Genomic DNA, 19,102 nt, shown 5'->3' on the forward strand with positions numbered 1-19,102 from the left:
CAGGTACAAAGCAATGGCATTTACACGGAGAAGTTTTTTAAAAGCATCGGCAGCAGGATTTGGCGCTGCCGTATTATCACTTGGTTTAACAGGCTGTCGTTTTGACGATGATGACGACACTCCCGTTAGCTTTGACCACGGCGTTGCCAGCGGCGACCCGCTAAGCGATAGCTTAATTATTTGGACCCGTGTAACCCCACTCGATGTAACAACTAAATCGTTAAAAGTACAATGGCAAGCCGCCACCGACCAAAGCTTTACAAATATTGTTCACGATGGTGAAACACATATCAGTGATACCACCGACTTTACTCTTAAAGTTGATTTACAAGGGCTTGATGCCAACACAGTTTATTACTATCGCTTTAATGCACACGGAAAAACCTCCCCTATCGGACAAGGTAAAACGCTTCCTGTCGGTGCGGTTGATCAGGTGAAATTAGCCGTTGTATCGTGCGCAAATTATCCTGCCGGGTATTTCCATGTGTATGGCGAAATTGCTAAGCAAAGCGATTTAGATGCGGTACTGCACTTAGGTGATTACATATACGAATACAGCAATACGGGTTATGCAAGCGAAGACGCCGCACAGTTAGACCGACTGCTACCATTAGATAATAGCAGCGAAATTATCGCACTGACCGATTATAGAAAACGCTATGCAAATTATCGCCTCGATGCCGACTTACAAGCAGCCCATAGCCACTGTGCATTTATAACAGTGTGGGACGACCACGAAATCACCAACGACACATGGCGCGAAGGCGCAGAAAATCATAACGAAGGTGAAGGCGAATTTAGCCAACGTAAACTCAATGCACTACAAGCCTACTTTGAGTGGATGCCAATTCGTAATGTAGCCGACAAAGAACGTATTTACCGACGCTTTGAGTTTGGTAATTTAGTCTCTTTATACATGCTAGATACCCGTGTATTAGCCCGTGATGAGCAGCTTAACTATAGTGATTTTGACCTTACCTCCCCTGCAGGGCAAAGCGCATTTGCTGCAGCAATAGGCGCAACAGACCGTGCATTATTAGGCAGCGAACAACTTACATGGCTTAGCGATGCAATCACTACCTCAAGCACACAGTGGCAAGTGTTAGGGCAACAAGTGCTAATGACAAAAATGCACTTACCAGTAGAGGTCATGTTACTACTTGCTAGCTTACAAAGTGCTCAGGCAAACGGAGGCGATCCAAGTGAATTGCTCGCACAGGCCAATGTATTATTTGCAGAGCTGGCGCAAATTAAAGGCCGTGTATTAGCGGGCGACCCAAGTGTAACCGAGGCAGAGCTTGCCCGTGTTCAAACCACCATACCGTATAACCTTGATGCGTGGGATGGCTACGCCTACGAGCGAGAAGTATTATTAGGCACCGCTATTGCAGCACAAAAAAACTTAGTAGTTTTAGCCGGAGATACTCATAACGGCTGGGCGGGCCAGCTTAAAACTGATGCCAGTAACCCTATTGCAGCCTCACAAAATGCTGGGGTGGAATTTGCAACGGCATCGGTTTCATCACCAGGGCTTGAAGAATATTTAGCGCTAAACACACAAGATGCGCAAACCGTAGCGCAAATAGAGCAAGTAATTGCCTTATTAGTTGATGACCTTGCTTATAATAATTTAGTGGAGCGCGGCTATTTAACCATTACATTTACACCTGCAAAAGCCAGTGCTAAGTGGAATTATATAAGTACAATTAAAGCGCGCGAATATCAGGTTGTTGAAAGCCGTACCAAAGAGCTAAGTATGCTGGCAGGTCAGGCTCAATTACAAAACGCTTAACGCTTCGCCTCTAAAGCTGCCAAACGCGTATCTATGCGCTCTACTACCTCAACTAAGCGAGCAAGTAATGCTTGGTTGAGGTGATCTTCAGCAAGCTCCTGTGTTTTAGGGGCTTGCGCAGCTAAGTTATCTTTTTGCTCAAGTATGGCTTCTCTAAACTCACTGGCATTTTCAACACCAAGTAATGACACTAATGCGCCATGACCCGACTGCCCTGCAGTTTCAAAGCTTAACCGGTATAACCCAAAAAAGCGCATAAGCGGCCCTTGGTTCAGCCCCACATCGGTTATTTTTTCAAGCGGTATAGATTTTTCTTCTTTAAATAAAATGCCGCGTTTAACCACCAGCTTTTGCGTGAGTAATTGCGCCGACATAGCGGCCAAAATTTTACCTGCCACCAGCCATACAACAAATAACACCACAGGTATAAGTGGAATGGTTACTAATGCAACGGCACTAAAAAAGCATGCCATGGTCATCCAGTATTGCTTCACTTTGGGATCAAAGCTGGCACTTTTTAAGATAGGGTTATTCATTGGTTTATCCTCATTCCCATTTTATTAATCTAATCAAACGTATGCCTTTATTCACTTATGTGATCAACGTCTTCAATGCAATTTAGCCACTTACATTCAGATAAACTTTCATACACTCTCTTACAAACGCCAATCAAAAATATAGCTACACTAAAGCCTAATAGCGTTGCGGCACACTTTACTTATCGCAAACAATTTTCACTTTTTACTTAACACCAAGGCTCCTATGAACACTTATATACAAAACTCACTACGGTTATTAGTTGGCACACTTGCACTTGGCAGTATTACTGCTCAAGCTGAGTCGCAGTTTTCATTAGGGGGCGGTGTCATTTCTACCAGCTCACCTTATGCAGGTACCGACAGTGAAACGCTATTTTTACCTATCATTACTTACGAAGGCGAAAGGCTTAGTTTTAAAGGTTTGTCGCTTGATTATAAATTAGTGGAGCAGCAAGGTTTTAACTGGTCATTAGTTTTAGAGCCAGGCGATAACTTTAATACCTCAGATTCAGACCTTGCAGCCATAAAAGCCTTAGACGATAGAAAGCTATCACTCTACGCAGGCACGCAGGTTAGCTACACTGCAAGCTTTGGTAAAATAAGCGCCAGTGCTACCCATGATGTAATAGGCCACGGCGATGGCGCTAAATTTAAAAGCAATTACAGTTACCCTATTAAATTATCTAAACAACTAATGCTCATTCCTTCTGTGGGTGTTGAGCTAAATAGCAGTGATGTATCTAACTATTATTATGGTGTAGCACAGGGCGAATCTACCACCTATGCGCCTTACGAACTTAGTTCTACGGTTAACTACAATGCGGGTTTATTTTTAATGTATTACATTAATAAAAACTGGAACGTAAATGCCATGGTTAACTATAAGCAGCTCGATTCTGATATTGAAGACTCACCCATTATTGATACCGATAACACCACGACTGTGATGATGTCGGTTAACTATCGTTTTTAATCCCCCCTTTGTTAGGCATTAATTAAGCATTAAAAAAGCCGAGCATACAGGGCTATGCTCGGCTTAGGTTTGGGAAAATATAACTGCTACTGCTTATTAATAAGTATGCTTACATTTTCTCTATCTGGGCCTATTACATTAAACGTGTAGGTACCTTGTTCGGTAATATTCAGTGCTATGTTGGCGCCTACCGCTTCAAGTGGTGTTAGTTCATCAATTACCACTACCGGCGTATCGCCTGCTCCACCGTAATCCACTGTGCTCCAATCTTCAGACGCTACTTTAAATTCGTAGTCGCCTACCTCTAATTCAATAGAAGCAGAGTAAATTGCATCACCCTCGTACATAAGCGGGTTATCGGTACTCCAGTCATTTAAGCTGCCGCGAATAAACACCGGTGTTTGTGCAAACATTTCGCCGTTGAGCACTTTTAGCGTTACGTTATTTAAATCACTGGCGTCAAATATAAACTGGTATTCACCTTGCTCGGCAATGTCTATAGTCATATTCGCGCCCGCAACCGACAACTGCTCAGCGGTGCCAACCATTACACTGGCATCTCCCTCAGCCGAGCCATAATCAACCGTGCTCCAATCTTCTGACGCTACTTTAAATTCATAGCTTGCAGCGCTCAGTGTTTTAGTAAAGGTGTAAATGCCTTTACCTTTATAACTTAGCTCATCGGTTACTCCCCAGTCATTAAGCGTACCGCGCACATAAATAGCCGTGCCTACAAATGGCTCTTCGTTATATAAAGTAAGCGTTGGATTTTCTGGGTTTGAAGCATCAAGCGAAAATACATAGGTTGCATCAATGGCAGCGCTGAAGGTCATGTTTGCACCTGAGCGCGTTAATGGCTCACTTTGATTTTCAACTACATCTTTATCAGCGTCAGTAAGCGCACCAAAATCAACTGTAGACCAATCTTCTGAGGCAATTTTAAATTCGTAGTCGCCAGCGCTTAGCGCAATTGCTATACGGTATTCACCCTCGCCAATATATTCAAATACATCACGTGTGCCCCAGTCGTTTAAAGTTCCGCGCACAAACACAGCGGTGCTGCCATAAGGTACTACATCAGGCGCGCCTACGGTCGCATTTGCACTTAAACCAACACCTTGGCTCTCACCTTGGTTTTTAGTAAAAACAGCTAATGTGTAAGGCGGTACAGTAAATGTGCCTTCGTTATCGCCTTGGGCAAAATTGGCGCTGGCCATGCTTGCATCAACACTGTTTTTTAATACGTCGTGTAATTCAAAACCCGCTGCAGTGGCAATAGTATGGCTAAGGGTTTGCTCGGTTGCGTTAATCACCACAACAAGTGCGTCAAATGCTGGGTCTAAGTCTGTGAGTTCTTCGCCATCATCAATGCTCATTACAATTAAGCCATGTTGCTGCGCTTTACCTACGTTATGAAAACCCACTCGCTCAATGACATCTTGCTCTGTGGTTAATCTAAATAGTGGGCTGCTGCTACGTATTTGTAAAAACTCGTTAAATACATCGCCTGCATAAGCTATGTCTTGCGGCATTGCCTGTGCATCTGGATTAGCAGAGATAGGCATAATTTCAGACCATTTTTCTTGGTTCTTCTCTGCGTTTGGTAAACCAATGTTCCAGTTATTATTCTCTTTGGTTAAATCAACAGCATTAAACCAATCACCGGCATTATAGCTATCACGATCCATTGACTTAGAACGCAGTAAATCAGCGCCTAATTGCATAAAAGGAATGCCTTGGCTCATAAGTGGAATAGATAATGCCATGTTGTGCGCGCGCACACGTTGCTCAATACTCATGCTTGATGCATGTTTGTATTGCAACTGATCCCACAGTGTTTCGTTATCGTGTTTTGATACGTAATGAATGCTATCCGCTGGGTCTAGTGCATACGCCGTTGGCTGAGTGTTCCAAGTAAAGCTATTACCTTTAGATGAATTACCTTTAAAGTCTTTTAAAATGTAATTTTGTAAGTTGCCCGCCAGCGATAACCGTAACGTGTCTTGTTCAGCTAGGTTGCCATCTGTCGGGTTATTGCTAAACATTGCACCACCACGCACGGCTTCACGAATACGGTCGTTAAATGTACCCACCTCTGAGCCCGCTATATCAGCCTGTTTAGCTTGTGTGAATAAACGATTGTTAGCTACTTCACCAAAATCCCAGCCTTCACCGTAAAAATAGTTATCTGGGTCAACTGCTTGCACGGCTTCACGCGCAGCTAATATTGATGATTTAGGCATATGCCCCATTACATCAAATCTAAAACTGTCGTAGCCAAATTCACGCGCTAAAACAACCAATGAATCAGTAACAAACTTATCCATCATTACATGCTCTGTAGCTGTATTTTCACAACACGTTGAGCGCTCTATTTCACCACTTACTTCGTTATAGCGATGGTAGTAACCCGGTACTAGCTTATCAAATACCGACTTATTCCAAATACCCGATGATGTTGTGTGGTTATAAACCACATCCAGTACAACACGAAGTCCTACTTCTTGCAGTGATTGCACCATAGCGCGGGTTTCTTTAACGCGGGCAATGCCCTCTGGGCTTGAGGCATACGATCCTTCAGGAGCTATAAAGTAATGCGGGTCGTAACCCCAGTTAAAGCCATCTAAATCACGCATCGCACTGGCTAATGCTTGTGCATCGTCTGAGCCAGGTAGGTAACTTTGCATAATATCGACAATGGTGCTGTTTTTATCTTCGATTTTACATGCATCAGCTTCATCGTTAATACGCTCACATAATTTACCTAAGGTGTCTGTAATTTCCACACGCTGTGAGGCATCCTCTTCAATGGTGCCAATATCAGTCACTGGCAGTAAATGAAAGTGTGTTAAGCCTTTATCTGCTAATTGCTTAAGGTGCTGCATTGGCACGCTTTCAAGTTCAGTGAATGCAAGGTATTTACCGCGGTTTGCTTCGCTTACTGACTGATCACGCACACTAAAATCACGTACGTGGCCTTCATAAATAACCGCATCTTCTGGGTTAGTAATAGTAGGCACGATACGCTCATCCCAGCCTTCTGGCTTAGTGTCATCATCGGCTAAATTAATCAGCTGGCTGTATAAACCATTGGTAGATACATTGAGTGAGTAAGGGTCTGTACTCCAAAGCGACTCTATTTGCTGAGTCAGTGGGTGGTAAACATCAAAATTAAAGCGGTAGTAGTGGCGGTCGTATTGCATATCTAAACTTGCTTGCCAAATACCTGTCTGTGTATTTAATGTCATTGGTATAGAGTGCACTTGTGTTTTTGCATCATCAAACACGTTTAGCACCATGTTATTAGCAGTGGGTGCCCACACAGTTACATCAATCGCGTTATTGCCATAAGTTACGCCAAGTACAGCTTCGTTAGCATCGTCTTCGCCTTGTGTGTAAAGGGCATCGAGTGCTTTAGCGGTTTGCACATAGCTTGCTTCTAGCAGCTTACCTTCACTATCGTAACCGGCAATAACAAGCTGCGATTTTATAAGCGCTTTAGCCGTGTTTGTATCCCAACTTCCTTCGTATGCGTTCCAAGTGGTTAAATGCGGTACTTTTGCCGCTTGCTCATCAGTTAAACTGCTTGATTGCAGCGTAACAGTATCGCCGTTTAAACCAGTATCAATATCCACTTCAAGCTGAGCCGTAGCTGATGAATGCAACTTAATTAGGCTTGTAAGCTCGTTACTTGGTTTATACAAAATAGTATTTAAATCAATCCAATGCGCTGAAGCACCTGTTATAGCAACTGCGCGTTCGCCCAAACTTAAAATAGGGTATTCAAACACCGAAGGCTCACCATGAATGGTAAAGTTCATACGTTGAAAGGTTTCATCGTCTTGCATCAGCGGCATAGTTAAATCCACATCACCAAACGCTTTACCCGTGCCTTCTGTACCAATATGAATAATAAAATTGGCACATTCGTTATAACCCTCTTTAAGGTTAATTACCCAGTACGCACCGTAGTTAGGGTCAATACCATCGTATTCATGGCCGTTAGCCCAATCGCTGGTATCAAATGGCGGTGCATAAGCATCGCATACTTCGTTATTCCACGAATGTAATCGGTAGCCTTCGTAGTTATCATCGGCTAGGCGGTTATAAAATAAAACCGCCTCTCCTTCCCCTGCAAATACCACAGGGTCTGGCAGGGTTGGGTCGGCGCCAACCACACAGCTTTCGTTATTTTCATCAGGTATTGTAGGTGCGGGGCACGATATAGGTTCAGGATCGACACATTGTGTTCCCGCTTCATTAGGGACTTGTGGCACATTACAGGTAAGTAATGGTTCACCAGATTCAACTTCATCTGTCCCACCACATCCTGCTAATATCATTAACCCTAAGGCTATTAGCAAATATTTAGACATTGTTATAATTTTCATTTTTAAACGCTCCGTTTGCTAATTAATGACTGTATGTAAAACCAAGATAAAACTGACGACCAAAGTACTGAGTAGTCCCTGTTCGCTGCTCTGAGCCAAAGTAACTTTGGGTTGGTTCATCGGTTAAATTATTAACTTGCAAAAGCATTGTTAGCGAGTCGCTAAAGCGATAAGAGGTTTGAAAGTCGACTACGGTTTCGGCATCAAAATTAACCACTTGCTCATTAATGGCAACCTGCTCCGATACAAATTCATCGCGGTAACGCACATTAAGGCGGGTTTCAAAATCATCCATTGAGTAAAACACCGTGGCATTAAGCACGTTATTAGACAGCCCAGGTAAAGATTGCGCTAATGTATCGCCCCCTAAACTGGTAATCGATTCAATTTCACTTTCGGTGTATGAGTAACTAGCGTTAGCGCCTAAGCCATTAAATGGCGAAGGTAAAAAGCTAAACACTTGCGTATAGGCAAGCTCTAGCCCTCTAATGTAGCCACCTTCACCGTTATTAACTGCCGTGGTGTAAATACCGTTAGTTGTGGCAACTTGCTCGCCACTAACTGGATCTTCTATAAAGTCAGGTACATTAAAGCCATTGCCTTTAAAGTCGAAGTTTTCGATTGATAAGATTTCAACAAACGAGTCTATATTTTTATAAAATAACGCCGCAGCAACAGTGCCGTTACCTTCTTCAAAATAATATTCGTAAGATAAGTCGTACTGGTCAGCATAAAAGGGTTTTAAAAATGGGTTGTTATTACTTGAACCGTTAATAATCCCATCATCACTCACATTTGCACTGGCATCGCCCGCTAAGCGGTTAATTGGCGCACGCGACATTACTTTAGCCGCAGCAAAGCGTACAAGTGAATTATCGTTAAGTTGCAGGTTTAAATTTAATGATGGTAAGTAGTCGGTGTATTTAGTGCCTAATACATTAGGTGCGTATAAATTATTTACAATGCCGTTCTCATCAACAATATTTTGCGCACCTAAGCGCGCATCGCCTGCTACGTTTTCAAGTACGGTTGCTGATTGGTCGGTTTCAATACGGCGCACCCCCACATTACCTGATAGGTCAAGGCCGGCGATTTGCGTGTTAATGTTTACCATCACATACGCGGCTAGCACATCTTCAAACACCGAGCCGCTTTGTAACACTGACCACGAATAGTTCGTTGTGTAACCTTGCGCATCGTCTACACCATCGGCATTGCCCCATGTTTGAACGGGTTCTGGCGTGCCATCTGGAAACCATGCATTAAGTGCTTTATCTAAATCAATGGCTAAATACGATGGGAAATAACTAAAGTCGCCCTGCCAATCAACCACTGATGCCATATCGTCGGTTAAACGCAAAGGGGGCTGCGTTGTTGAAAATGCCCCGTCGTTACCGTACTCAAACACCGAGCGCTTTCGGCTGTATTCTCTATCTGAATAGCGTGCACCAAATTCTACTGAGCTAAAAATATCGCTTTCTAACTCGTATTTAAAATCGAGTCTAAATGCCGTTACTTCATCTTCGGTTTGATCAGGGTAAATACCATATTTACTGACCATTACTCGGTCTATATCGCTAAAGGCGGCCGCCTGATTAAACCCAACGTCAGGTAAATTTAAGCCATTTAATTGATAGTTAATTGCAACGTTGTTATCAAATACTGGCGTTTCTGCATTGGCATCTTCAGCTACTAAGCTCCACAACAAACCGTTTCTAAAATTACTTGTTGCGCGAGAAAGCGCTACATCAGCATTAACATTTAGTCTATCGGTTACTTGCCAATCGGCATTAACGCCAAAGCTGTCTACTTCGTCAAAATCTTGGTTGTCGTCATTCACTATTTCAACACGGGTATAACTTTTCGAAGTACGATTAACAGCAGCACCAATTACAGCATTACCATCAAGTTGCGCATTTGCGTATGCTGCAGATGGGCCGCCTAATTTAACCCTAAAACCGCGGGCAAATGACTCTTTATCAAAGCGCGATAAAAACGCATCACCTTTTAATTTAAAATTATCTACCGGTGCCCACTCTATGGCAGCCAAATAGCCATTACGGGTTTCTTCACCGCCTAAATGCTGTAGCTCAAAGCCCTCGCTAATGTATTCACTTTCTGGGCTATCTATGGGGCCATTTGTGTCGTTTGGTACGCCATCAACATCTTTTCTATCGTTGTATGCAAGGCCAATAAACTGTGTTGCTACACTTGGCTGAAATAAACGCGCAAACCCCAGTGCTACACCTAATGTATCGTCTAAATATTTACCTTGATACGAAAAGCTAATTCGGTCACCAAACTCAGTGGCATCCGATACCTCAGATGCACGGTCGTTATACATACCGCGCACATTAGCTACAAATTTATGCGTTTGATCATTATTGAGTGGGCTGGCTGTTTCAAGCTCTACCGTACCTGCCACACCACCTTCTATAAGCGATGCCTTTGGCGATTTATATACCGCCGCAGAGCTAATTAATTCTGATGGGTATTGGTCAAACTCAATACTGCGGCTACCACTTGTAGATACCTGCTCACGACCGTTAAGTGTTGAAAATACAAAGCCGCCCGACAGCCCGCGTATATTAATTTGTGCAGCCTGCCCACCAGTACGCACAGCTGAAATACCCGGTAATCGGGTAAGTGCATCGGCCATTGAAATATCAGGCAGTGCCCCTAAATCATCAGCAGAAATTTGTTCTGACACCGTATCGCTAAATCGCTTTTGGTTTAAAGATTGGATTAAACTGCGACTAAAGCCGCGCACTTCAATAATTTCTAAATCTTCAGCTTGTGTGCTGGGTGATTGATTTGTTGAGTCTTCGTTTGCAGCCAATGCACTATTAGCGGCAAATAAAGCCAGCATAAGTGCACTTAGTTTAAACTTGTCCATGTGTGTGAACCTTTGAGTTATTGTTGTCAGGTGTTGCTGTGTTGTTTAAAACACAACCAACAAATTGTAACTAAAAGGTAAAATTAATGTGATGAATACGTATGCAGGGCATGAGGGTTAGGCTGCAGGGGCATATAGGCACGCGCCCCTGCATCGGGAACGCGATTTAAAGGCTTAGCACCACTTTTATCGCAAGGGCAATAAATACGACTCCCAGTATTTTATCAAGCCACGGACTTTGCTTGGTAAAGCCAAAGCGATTTTTTGAAACCTCTGTCAGCAACGCCACCAGCAAATACCAGCCGGTATCAATTACAAACACGGTTAAACACATAATTATACCCACGCTTAAAGTAAGTAGCTGAGGGTCAATAAACTGCGAGAACAAAGCTAAAAAGAAAATAGCGAGCTTGGGGTTCAAAAAGGCAATAGCAAAGCCATCTTGTAAAGCTTGGCCAGCACTTACTTCACTTTTTTGTACTTCAAGTTCGTTATTGCTCGGTTTTGCTAGCAATATTTTTATACCTAAATACGCCAAATAAGCTGCGCCTAAATACACCAGTATTTGATAAACAGTCGGAAACTGCATCATTAAAGCGCCTAGCCCTAATAACGATGCACCTGCGTATAACCCCACACCAGTACCATGGCTGAGCGCAGCAAGCATTCCGTTTTTCATACTGCCGTTAAGTGAGTGCTTTAAAACCACCGCTAAACTTGGCCCTGGCGACATTGCCCCCATCATACAAATAGCCGCTAGGCTTAACCATACTGTAAATGTCATTTAAAGCTCGTCAATTTCAATAAGTAATGTATAACCGTGCACTTGCCCATAAAAACCGGTTATTGGCACTGCGTTTATTACTTTCCAGCCATCTTGATTTAATTCCTGTATGCGGTCATTCAATGCGGCTATATCTACGCCACCCAAAAAACGGGTCTTTCTAAATTCGATTACTTTTTGCATTTTAATCCTTGTGTATCTTATACCAATTCGCTTATTTAAGTGATCTTTTTTGAGGACGGAAAAACGTGTTGATAGCTAGGCAAAAAATTCGCTATTTAGTTGTTCTAAATTAGAATTTTTTAACGCAGGTAGCGACACGTTTAGGCCCGCAAAATGATTAAGTAATATTGCGGATTGGTATTATAAGGTGTATTCAAAATCGTAGTAGTGAATCCCTTGCTCAATACGTATTTTCATACTGCCCGTTAACCCTTCTAGCTCATGAGTGCCTGAGTCGGGAATTACATTTAAAATTAGGCTGTCTTGGCCTTTATCCATAGTACCAAAATGCTGTAATACAAAGCTGCCTTTTTTACCTTCAAGCTCGCCTATTACTTGCTCTATAGCAACATAACCGGCACTGCCTTGTGTAGGAGTCATGGCGCTTAGCATTTCGCCTTGGCTGGTGGCATTTAAGCTACCTTTAAATGTTTTATCTATCGACATACGCCCTAAATTAACGCCGTTTTGGCCGCTTGCGTAGCCTTCTATTGGGGCCAGATTTACATTAAATTCTCCACTTACGGTTGCAGTAGTCATAACGTTTCCTTATTGATGCTAATGTTTAAAAGTATTGATTTTTATTATCTTAGTGCCATATCTATACCTTAACCTTTAAAAAGAATCCACTATGTCAAAAACAAGCCCTAAGCCCGAAAAAGCCGCTTTTAGTAGTTTATTACCTATTTTTGCGTTTATTAAACCGTATAAATGGATGGTAGTGGCCGCACTTGGCGCCCTTTTAGTCACCGCTGGTGTTAACTTATCATTGGGCCAAGGGGTTAAGTTTGTCATAGATCATGGCTTTATTGCTGGCTCCCAAGCGCAGCTACAACAAGCTGTATTAGTGCTTATTGGTTTAATTAGTTTATTGGCCGTGGGCACCTTTAGCCGCTTTTATTTAATGTCGTGGATTGGCGAACGAGTTAGTAACGATATTCGCAAAGCGGTGTTTAATCGCATTGTTACCTTGCACCCAAGTTACTTTGAAGAAAACCGCAGTGGCGAGCTTATGTCGCGTTTAACAACCGACACCACCTTGCTGCAATCGATTATTGGCTCTTCCTTTTCTATGGCGCTGCGCAGTGCATTAATGTTAGTGGGTGGCTTGGTAATGCTATTAGTGACTAACTTAAAGCTTACCCTTGTCGTTGTTGCGTGTGTGCCGCTAGTATTAGTGCCGATGATGGTATTTGGCAAAAAGGTTCGCAAACTTGCAAGTTCTAGCCAAGATGCAATAGCCGATATAAGCACATATGCCGGCGAGATCATTCAAAATATTAAAGTGGTACAAAGCTATAGCCACGAACAGCGTGAGCAACACGCCTTTGCACTTGAAACCGAAAAAGCCTTTAACGTTGCCAAAAGCCGTATTAAACAGCGCTCTTTTTTAATTGCTGCGGTAATATTTTTAACCTTTAGTGCGATTAGCGTAATGCTCTGGGTAGGCGGCAGCGACGTACTGGCAGGCACTATGACAGGCGGTGAGCTAGGTGCATTTGTGTTTTACGCCATTATGGTGGCCATGTCGGTGGCTACCGTAGCCGAGGTTTACGGCGAGCTACAACGTGCAGCTGGGGCAGCAGCGCGCCTACTTGAATTACTGGCCGTTAAAAGTGAAATAGAAAACCCTGTCACTCCACAAGACGAAAAGCTATTAATAAAGACTGACAGCCCCGCCATTGCACTTGAAAATATTAGCTTTAACTACCCATCTCGCCCCGATGTAAGCGCACTTAACAAAATAAGTTTAACAATAGAGCAAGGTAAAACAGTGGCTATTGTAGGCCCCTCTGGCGCAGGTAAAACTACGTTATTTGAATTACTACAGCGCTTTTACGACCCTGCTCTCGGCGCGATTAAATTTCATGATGTAAATATTAAAGACATATCGCTTACCACCCTGAGGGACAAAATGGGCATGGTGGCACAAAACCCTATTTTATTTAGCTCAGATGTAATGCATAACATTCGTTACGGCAACCCAAACGCCACTGACGAGCAAGTATATGCGGCCGCAAAACATGCTCATGCCGATGAATTTATTAAGCAATTACCGCAAGGTTATAACAGCTTTTTAGGTGAGCAAGGCGTAAGACTCTCGGGTGGGCAAAAGCAGCGTATTGTATTGGCACGCGCTATTTTAAAAGACCCAGAAATACTGCTTTTAGATGAAGCCACCAGTGCACTCGATGCGCAAAGTGAGCACCACGTTCAAGCCGCGCTTGAGCACTTAATGCAAAACAGAACAACGTTAATTATTGCCCATAGGCTGGCAACGGTTAAACATGCCGATGCGATTGTGGTGATGGAAAATGGTGAAATAAAAGCAACAGGGAGCCACCAGCAATTGCTAGCAAGCTCCCCTTTGTATCAGCGTCTTTGTGAATTGCAGTTCAACAAAAACTAACCTTCTGTGTTTGGCACTATTTGAATTTCTACACGGCGGTTTTGAGCACGGCCGTTGGCGCTATCGTTAGTGGCTATTGGGCGGGTTTCGCCGTAGCCTGTAGTGCTAATACGTGCGGCCATAATTTGCTGGTTTACTAAGTAATTTTTAACGCTTTGCGCACGCTCGCGCGACAGATTCATATTGTAGCTGTCTTTACCTGTGCTATCTGTGTGGCCTTCCACGCTTAGGTAGGTTTTTTCGTATTTGTTCATTACTTTAGCAATGGCGTTTAGGGTATCGTTAAAGCCTGATGAAATATAAGATTGGTCTGTCGCAAAGGTAATGTTAGATGGCATAACCAAACGTAAGTTATCGCCCTCACGTACAACTTCAACCCCTGAGCCTGCTAGTTCATCACGAAACGCTTCTTCTTGCTTATCCATGTAATCACCTACAGCAGCACCAGCTAGTGCGCCAATAGCAGCACCAATAAAGATGCGCTTGTCTTTATGATTACCCGTTGCTTTACCTAATACGCCACCTGCGGCTGCGCCAATTGCGGCGCCTTTGCCTGTGTTGTTCATTTCGCAACCACTTAGTAATACAGCTACTACGGTTACGCTTAAAAGTGATTTAGTTAAAGTCATGTGATGTCCTATTCATTAAGAATTATAAAGCGAGTATGCAAATACATGTATGAACAAACTATGAAGAGCATGTTAAAAGCAGTTCGCTTTATACCAATCCACTTAATTAAGTGGATTGGTATTATTTGTAGATTACGAATTAATGTATGCATTTAATAAAAGTGTCATACTCCTTTGTGACAATTTAATGAACTTTAAAAAAGGATATGAGCTCAATGTTAGTCGCTATTTTTAGACAGTTTTTTTTACTTGGCTGCATGAGTTTTGGTGGCCCTGCTGCCCATTTAGGCTATTTTAAACGCCACTTTGTAGACACACTAAACTGGTTAAGCGATACCCGCTACGCGCAGCTTATTAGTTTAAGCCAAGCGCTGCCCGGGCCTGGTTCAAGCCAAGTGGGCTTTGCAATTGGTGTTGAGCGCGCGGGAGTTATTGGTGGCATTACCGCATTTATAGCCTTTACCTTACCGTCTTTTTTAATCATGTTGTTATTAGCGGTAAGCGCGCATCAGTTTGATGCTGTTTACTTTGCTATTATTGCGGGCTTAAAACTGTTTGCGGTTGTTATTGTGGCCGATGCAACACTCACTATGGCAAAAAGCTTTTGTACCAGCGCTGCGCTCAAGCTTATCGCAGTAATGAGTACCTTGGCTTTATTACTATTTCCTTTACTTGGCACGCAAATAGCTATTTTAGTGAGTGCCGCTGCTATAGGCGCAATTTGGCCTCTGTTACAGCTCAACACCCAGACTGAGCCTAAAGCAGATACCAAAAGCGCGTTTAGGTGGCTCCCTTTAGGCTTATTTGTATTACTACTCGCTATTAGCTTTATACCTTTAGGTGATGACCTTGCTTTGTTTGCTCCTTTTTACCAAGCGGGCGCTATGGTATTTGGAGGCGGGCATGTGGTATTGCCTGTATTGCAAGCTGGCGTACCAGCGCTAAGTAACGATCAATTTTTAAGTGCGTATGCCAGTGCTCAAGCTATCCCTGGCCCCATGTTTACAATAGCCACTTACTTAGGCGCGCAACTCACTTCAGAGCAACCCTTAATAGGGGCCATCGCAGCAACCCTACTTATTTTTACTCCGGGTTTTTTATTAATGCTGGCGTTTCAAAAAAGCTGGTTAAACCTGGCAAGTAAACCTCGCTTTGCAAGCTCTATTGCGGCGCTTAACGCTGCCGTAGTTGGCTTTTTAGCGGCGGCTTTGTACTCACCTATTTGGACATCAGCCGTTCACAACCTATGGCAGGTTGCACTGGTTATTGCCGCTTTTGCATGGCTAAGAATGAAAAAGCCACCTATTTGGTGGCTATTAGCTTTATTTGTTAGTGTGGGCCTTGTTCAGCACTATTTGCCATTACTTTAAAGGTCGGCTTATCGGTTTGCTGTGCATTAGGCGGGCTTAATTGCCCGCTAACACTTTGATACGCTCTAAGGCCAAATACTGGCAACACTGCCAATAAGTGATCCATAATTTCGGCTTGTAAATGCTCGTAAGATATCCAGCGTTTGTCTTCACTAAAGCAATAAAACTCAATTGGTAAGCCGTGGTTCATTGGTTGTAGCTCACGCACCATAAGCGTAAGTGAGGTATTTATTCTGTTATGCTGCTTTAAATAGCCCTCGGCGTAGCGGCGAAACAAGCCTAAGTTAGAGACCGGATCAGGCAACGAGGCAACACGTATATATTCGTGCAGTGGTATAGCTGCATCTATTTGTTTTCTAAATTCGTCACTTACTAAGCATATGCTGTGCATATCAATATTAAGCGAGCGCTTAATACGTCGGCCGCCAGACTCTTGCATTCCTCGCCAGTTTTTAAACGACCCTGCTACCAGCATATAAGTAGGAATAGTCGTAATGGTGTTATCCCAGTTACGCACTTTTACGGTGTTTAGCCCCAAGTCTATTACTTCACCGTCGGCACCGTAGTTTTCTACTTGAATCCAATCGCCGTAAGTAACTAATCGGTTTGCCGCAATTTGAATACTGGCTACAAAGCCTAAAATAGTGTCTTTAAAAACCAATAAAGTAACAGCGGCTATCGCACCAAAACCCGACAAAATATAGGTAGGCGATTTTTCAAGCACAATGCTGACTATTAAAATTGCACACACAATAAAGGTGATCAGCTTAACAACTTGTAATAAGCCCTGAATTGGCACTTCGCGGGCAAAATCTAGCTGGTTATAAATAGCGCCGGCAATGCTTACAATGCTGCTAAAAATAAAGCCTACATGAATAATTAATATACCTTGGCCAATGGTTTTTAGTATTTCGGCACTGAGCTCATTAACAGGGTAAACGCTGTCGAAGGTTGCTAAAAAAAGCACGCTACATAGCATACCGGCTATGCGCTTATTAAGTTTTGTGAGCAATGGAGAAAGTAACCCTATGCGCTCTGGAGATAACTTAGTTACCACTTTTTGAATGCCTGGCAGCATTAATCGGCGTGTAAATAAATACACCACTAACAACGAAAAAACACCAATAGAGGCTGCAGTAATTGCACTTAAAAAATCTGCGTCGGGTACTTTTTCAAACCAAGGAGCGATTAGCTCCTGCAGGTGGGTATTGGTCATAGTGTTTCTATTTCCTTACAAATGGGTGGCTCAGGTAAATCGTGTTGGGCATAAATGCTGGCAAGTTGCGCGTCTTTAGCAACCCATAGCTCATTAACGTACTTTTGAAAGTGGCTTCTAAATGCTTTGTCGTGTTGGTAACTACCTAACATTTGCTGGTTTATAGCAACTACGTCAATAGAAACATAAATTGAATCAAGCTCGCCCTTTAAAATATTACGACAAACATGGCTTGTGCTGCCGCTGTACACCACACTGGTATTTAGCATGGCGTCAAATTGCTCGCCAAGTACCTCAAGTGCAAAGGCAATCCCGCCCGCTTTGGGCTTGAGTAAATGTTTAAACGGGCTTTGCTGGCTTGCATGCTTTGCGTGCGTGTAGCGGGTGCCTTCAACAAAATTAATTATGGTGGTGGGATTATTCCTAAAATTACGACAGCTTTGCTTGGTACGCTCAACATCTAGCCCTTTAAGCTTGGGGTTTTTAGCAAGCTGCGCTTTAGTTACGCGCTTCATAAAAGGCATGCCCATAGCCCATGCACCAGAGCCAATAAATGGCACATACTTTAATTCGTCTTTTAAAAAAAACTTTGGTGCTGGTAATACATTAATTGAGCTAAGTACCACAATATCTAACCAGCTCATGTGGTTACAAATTAGTAAGTACCAACTTTTTGAATTTACATCGCCGTTTATGTTTACTTTTATGTTGGCGCAGCCCAGCCACAAGCCAAACCGATTGCCATTACACCAGCCTCGGTACACGCTATGCAGTATGGTGTTAATTATAGAAAAAGGCAGGACAAGCTTTATTAACCCTAGCAGTAATACTAAGGTGCCAAAAATGATTACATTTGAAAAAATCACGCAGCCTACAATTAAGCCGTTGAGCCAATTTGGTAACCACTTTTTTAGCATAATTGTAAGCCCATTTTTTATTACCTTATTATTTATGGTTTTGTTCGAGCTGCAAAAGCGTGTGCTCTTTTTCTTCCCATAAACGGTTTAATTCACTTTGAAAGCCGACTCTAAACTCAGAGTCGCCAGTGTAATCACCAATCAACTCCTCGCTTACTGGGCGAATGTCTACATGCACATTAATTTGCTTCACTTTGCCGCCGGCAAAGTCCATAAACGTAGGGATGCCATCGGGGTAATGAATGGTCACATTAACCACTTTAGAGATTTGCTCACCCATGGCTTGCATTACAAATGCGATCCCGCCTGCTTTTGGCTTTAATAAATGCGGAAAAGGGCTATTTTGGCGAGCATGTTTTTGCGTAGTAAAACGTGTACCTTCTACAAAGTTAACAATGCTTACTGGCATTTCTTTAAATTTTTCGCAGGCTTTGCGGGTTGTTTCTATGTCTTTGCCACGTAGCTTTGGGTTCTTTTTTAGCTGTGCTTTACTGGTACGGGTCATAAATGGAAAGTCGAGCGCCCACCAGCACACACCTAAAATTGGCACGTAAATAAGCTCTTTTTTTAAAAAAAAGTTTAAAAAAGGTATTTTACGATTAAATACACGTTGCAGTACTAATATATCTACCCAGCTTTGGTGATTAGCAATCACTAAGTACCAGTCTTTTAATTTAGTTTCTTCAAGGCCGGTAACGTTAATTTTTGTTGGCGTGAATAAGCGTTGGTTAATGCTATTAACCGTCACCCAAATAGTGGCACACTGTTTAGCAACCCAGCTTAAAAGCTTTTGCATAGGCTTGATAGGAATTAATTTTAATAGCCCACAAACAAAAATAGGCACAAACCAAATAAGTGTGTTTATTGTATAAAGCATAATACTTAATACACTGCGGATTACTGACATTTATTTACTTTCCTTTAAACAATGCGCGCCAAACAGCGACGCTTTTAATTCTGAGA

14 protein-coding genes are annotated in these 19,102 nt (G+C 42.8%); 4 read left to right on the forward strand and 10 right to left on the reverse strand.

Annotation, left to right across the window (positions count from 1 at the left end; all coding sequences use genetic code 11):
- Positions 1-13: 13 nt before the first annotated feature.
- Complete coding sequence (locus tag MTF68_RS16915; RefSeq protein WP_248451837.1) at positions 14-1,792, forward strand: alkaline phosphatase D family protein; 1,779 nt, start codon at positions 14-16, stop codon at positions 1,790-1,792.
- Here MTF68_RS16915 and MTF68_RS16920 read toward each other — a convergent pair.
- Entirely contained in the window at positions 1,789-2,328 is a 540-nt protein-coding gene (locus tag MTF68_RS16920) for a PH domain-containing protein (protein ID WP_248451836.1), read from the reverse strand. The genes MTF68_RS16915 and MTF68_RS16920 overlap by 4 nt on opposite strands.
- A 226-nt stretch (positions 2,329-2,554) precedes the next feature.
- Here MTF68_RS16920 and MTF68_RS16925 point away from each other — a divergent pair, with 226 nt between their 5' ends.
- Entirely contained in the window at positions 2,555-3,304 is a 750-nt protein-coding gene (locus MTF68_RS16925) for a MipA/OmpV family protein (RefSeq protein WP_248451835.1), read from the forward strand.
- 86 nt (positions 3,305-3,390) lie between these two features.
- Here the strand turns inward: MTF68_RS16925 and MTF68_RS16930 are convergent, their stop codons facing one another.
- The 5 genes from MTF68_RS16930 to MTF68_RS16950 form a co-directional block, all read right to left on the reverse strand.
- A complete protein-coding gene (locus MTF68_RS16930) occupies positions 3,391-7,695 on the reverse strand; it encodes an alpha-1,6-glucosidase domain-containing protein (RefSeq protein WP_248463127.1) in 4,305 nt (1,434 codons plus the stop codon).
- Positions 7,696-7,717: 22 nt separating this feature from the next.
- Entirely contained in the window at positions 7,718-10,591 is a 2,874-nt protein-coding gene (locus MTF68_RS16935; protein WP_248463128.1) for a TonB-dependent receptor, read from the reverse strand.
- 166 nt (positions 10,592-10,757) lie between these two features.
- Positions 10,758-11,375 carry a LysE family translocator gene (locus MTF68_RS16940; RefSeq protein WP_004589230.1) on the reverse strand — a complete coding sequence of 206 codons (618 nt, stop codon included), beginning with the start codon at positions 11,373-11,375 and terminating at the stop codon, positions 10,758-10,760.
- Positions 11,376-11,558, reverse strand: coding sequence for a hypothetical protein (locus MTF68_RS16945; protein WP_096740269.1), 183 nt, complete (start codon positions 11,556-11,558; stop codon positions 11,376-11,378).
- A 180-nt stretch (positions 11,559-11,738) separates the two neighbouring features.
- The gene (locus MTF68_RS16950) at positions 11,739-12,137 is read right to left on the reverse strand and encodes a DUF3224 domain-containing protein (protein WP_004587550.1); all 399 of its coding nucleotides are present in this window, start codon (positions 12,135-12,137) and stop codon (positions 11,739-11,741) included.
- A gap of 91 nt (positions 12,138-12,228) precedes the next feature.
- On the opposite strand from MTF68_RS16950, the gene MTF68_RS16955 reads away from it, so the two are divergent.
- Positions 12,229-14,007 (forward strand): ABC transporter transmembrane domain-containing protein, encoded by a 1,779-nt coding sequence (locus MTF68_RS16955; RefSeq protein ID WP_248463129.1) that lies wholly within the window; start codon positions 12,229-12,231, stop codon positions 14,005-14,007.
- Here MTF68_RS16955 and MTF68_RS16960 read toward each other — a convergent pair.
- On the reverse strand, positions 14,004-14,636 hold the full coding sequence (locus MTF68_RS16960) for an OmpA family protein (RefSeq protein ID WP_004587548.1): 633 nt from the start codon (positions 14,634-14,636) through the stop codon (positions 14,004-14,006). The genes MTF68_RS16955 and MTF68_RS16960 overlap by 4 nt on opposite strands.
- Positions 14,637-14,851: 215 nt before the next feature.
- Here MTF68_RS16960 and chrA point away from each other — a divergent pair, with 215 nt between their 5' ends.
- Positions 14,852-16,006, forward strand: coding sequence for a chromate efflux transporter (chrA, locus tag MTF68_RS16965; RefSeq protein WP_248463157.1), 1,155 nt, complete (start codon positions 14,852-14,854; stop codon positions 16,004-16,006).
- On the opposite strand, the gene MTF68_RS16970 is transcribed toward chrA, so the two are convergent.
- Genes MTF68_RS16970 through MTF68_RS16980 form a run of 3 tightly spaced genes read right to left on the reverse strand, consistent with a single transcriptional unit; the run spans position 15,966 to position 19,046 of the window.
- The gene (locus MTF68_RS16970) at positions 15,966-17,222 is read right to left on the reverse strand and encodes a mechanosensitive ion channel domain-containing protein (RefSeq protein WP_029773670.1); all 1,257 of its coding nucleotides are present in this window, start codon (positions 17,220-17,222) and stop codon (positions 15,966-15,968) included. The genes chrA and MTF68_RS16970 overlap by 41 nt on opposite strands.
- The gene (locus MTF68_RS16975; RefSeq protein WP_024033886.1) at positions 17,219-18,139 is read right to left on the reverse strand and encodes an acetyltransferase; all 921 of its coding nucleotides are present in this window, start codon (positions 18,137-18,139) and stop codon (positions 17,219-17,221) included. The genes MTF68_RS16970 and MTF68_RS16975 overlap by 4 nt, the downstream gene beginning before the upstream one ends.
- Positions 18,140-18,167: 28 nt before the next feature.
- The gene (locus MTF68_RS16980) at positions 18,168-19,046 is read right to left on the reverse strand and encodes an acyltransferase (RefSeq protein ID WP_054983342.1); all 879 of its coding nucleotides are present in this window, start codon (positions 19,044-19,046) and stop codon (positions 18,168-18,170) included.
- Positions 19,047-19,102 lie beyond the last annotated feature (56 nt).

This window comes from Pseudoalteromonas sp. 2CM37A (assembly GCF_023161885.1).
GTDB classification, from domain to species: domain Bacteria; phylum Pseudomonadota; class Gammaproteobacteria; order Enterobacterales; family Alteromonadaceae; genus Pseudoalteromonas; species Pseudoalteromonas atlantica.

Bases quoted from the DNA above. Each gene is read 5' to 3' on its own strand.
- MTF68_RS16935 (WP_248463128.1), bottom strand. From the start codon at position 10,591: ATGGACAAGTTTAAACTAAGTGCACTTATGCTGGCTTTATTTGCCGCT.
- MTF68_RS16960 (WP_004587548.1), bottom strand. From the start codon at position 14,636: ATGACTTTAACTAAATCACTTTTAAGCGTAACCGTAGTAGCTGTATTA.
- MTF68_RS16940 (WP_004589230.1), bottom strand. From the start codon at position 11,375: ATGACATTTACAGTATGGTTAAGCCTAGCGGCTATTTGTATGATGGGG.
- MTF68_RS16975 (WP_024033886.1), bottom strand. From the start codon at position 18,139: ATGCTAAAAAAGTGGTTACCAAATTGGCTCAACGGCTTAATTGTAGGC.
- MTF68_RS16920 (WP_248451836.1), bottom strand. From the start codon at position 2,328: ATGAATAACCCTATCTTAAAAAGTGCCAGCTTTGATCCCAAAGTGAAG.
- MTF68_RS16915 (WP_248451837.1), top strand. From the start codon at position 14: ATGGCATTTACACGGAGAAGTTTTTTAAAAGCATCGGCAGCAGGATTT.
- MTF68_RS16925 (WP_248451835.1), top strand. From the start codon at position 2,555: ATGAACACTTATATACAAAACTCACTACGGTTATTAGTTGGCACACTT.
- MTF68_RS16930 (WP_248463127.1), bottom strand. From the start codon at position 7,695: ATGAAAATTATAACAATGTCTAAATATTTGCTAATAGCCTTAGGGTTA.
- chrA (WP_248463157.1), top strand. From the start codon at position 14,852: ATGTTAGTCGCTATTTTTAGACAGTTTTTTTTACTTGGCTGCATGAGT.
- MTF68_RS16955 (WP_248463129.1), top strand. From the start codon at position 12,229: ATGTCAAAAACAAGCCCTAAGCCCGAAAAAGCCGCTTTTAGTAGTTTA.
- MTF68_RS16945 (WP_096740269.1), bottom strand. From the start codon at position 11,558: ATGCAAAAAGTAATCGAATTTAGAAAGACCCGTTTTTTGGGTGGCGTA.
- MTF68_RS16980 (WP_054983342.1), bottom strand. From the start codon at position 19,046: ATGTCAGTAATCCGCAGTGTATTAAGTATTATGCTTTATACAATAAAC.
- MTF68_RS16950 (WP_004587550.1), bottom strand. From the start codon at position 12,137: ATGACTACTGCAACCGTAAGTGGAGAATTTAATGTAAATCTGGCCCCA.
- MTF68_RS16970 (WP_029773670.1), bottom strand. From the start codon at position 17,222: ATGACCAATACCCACCTGCAGGAGCTAATCGCTCCTTGGTTTGAAAAA.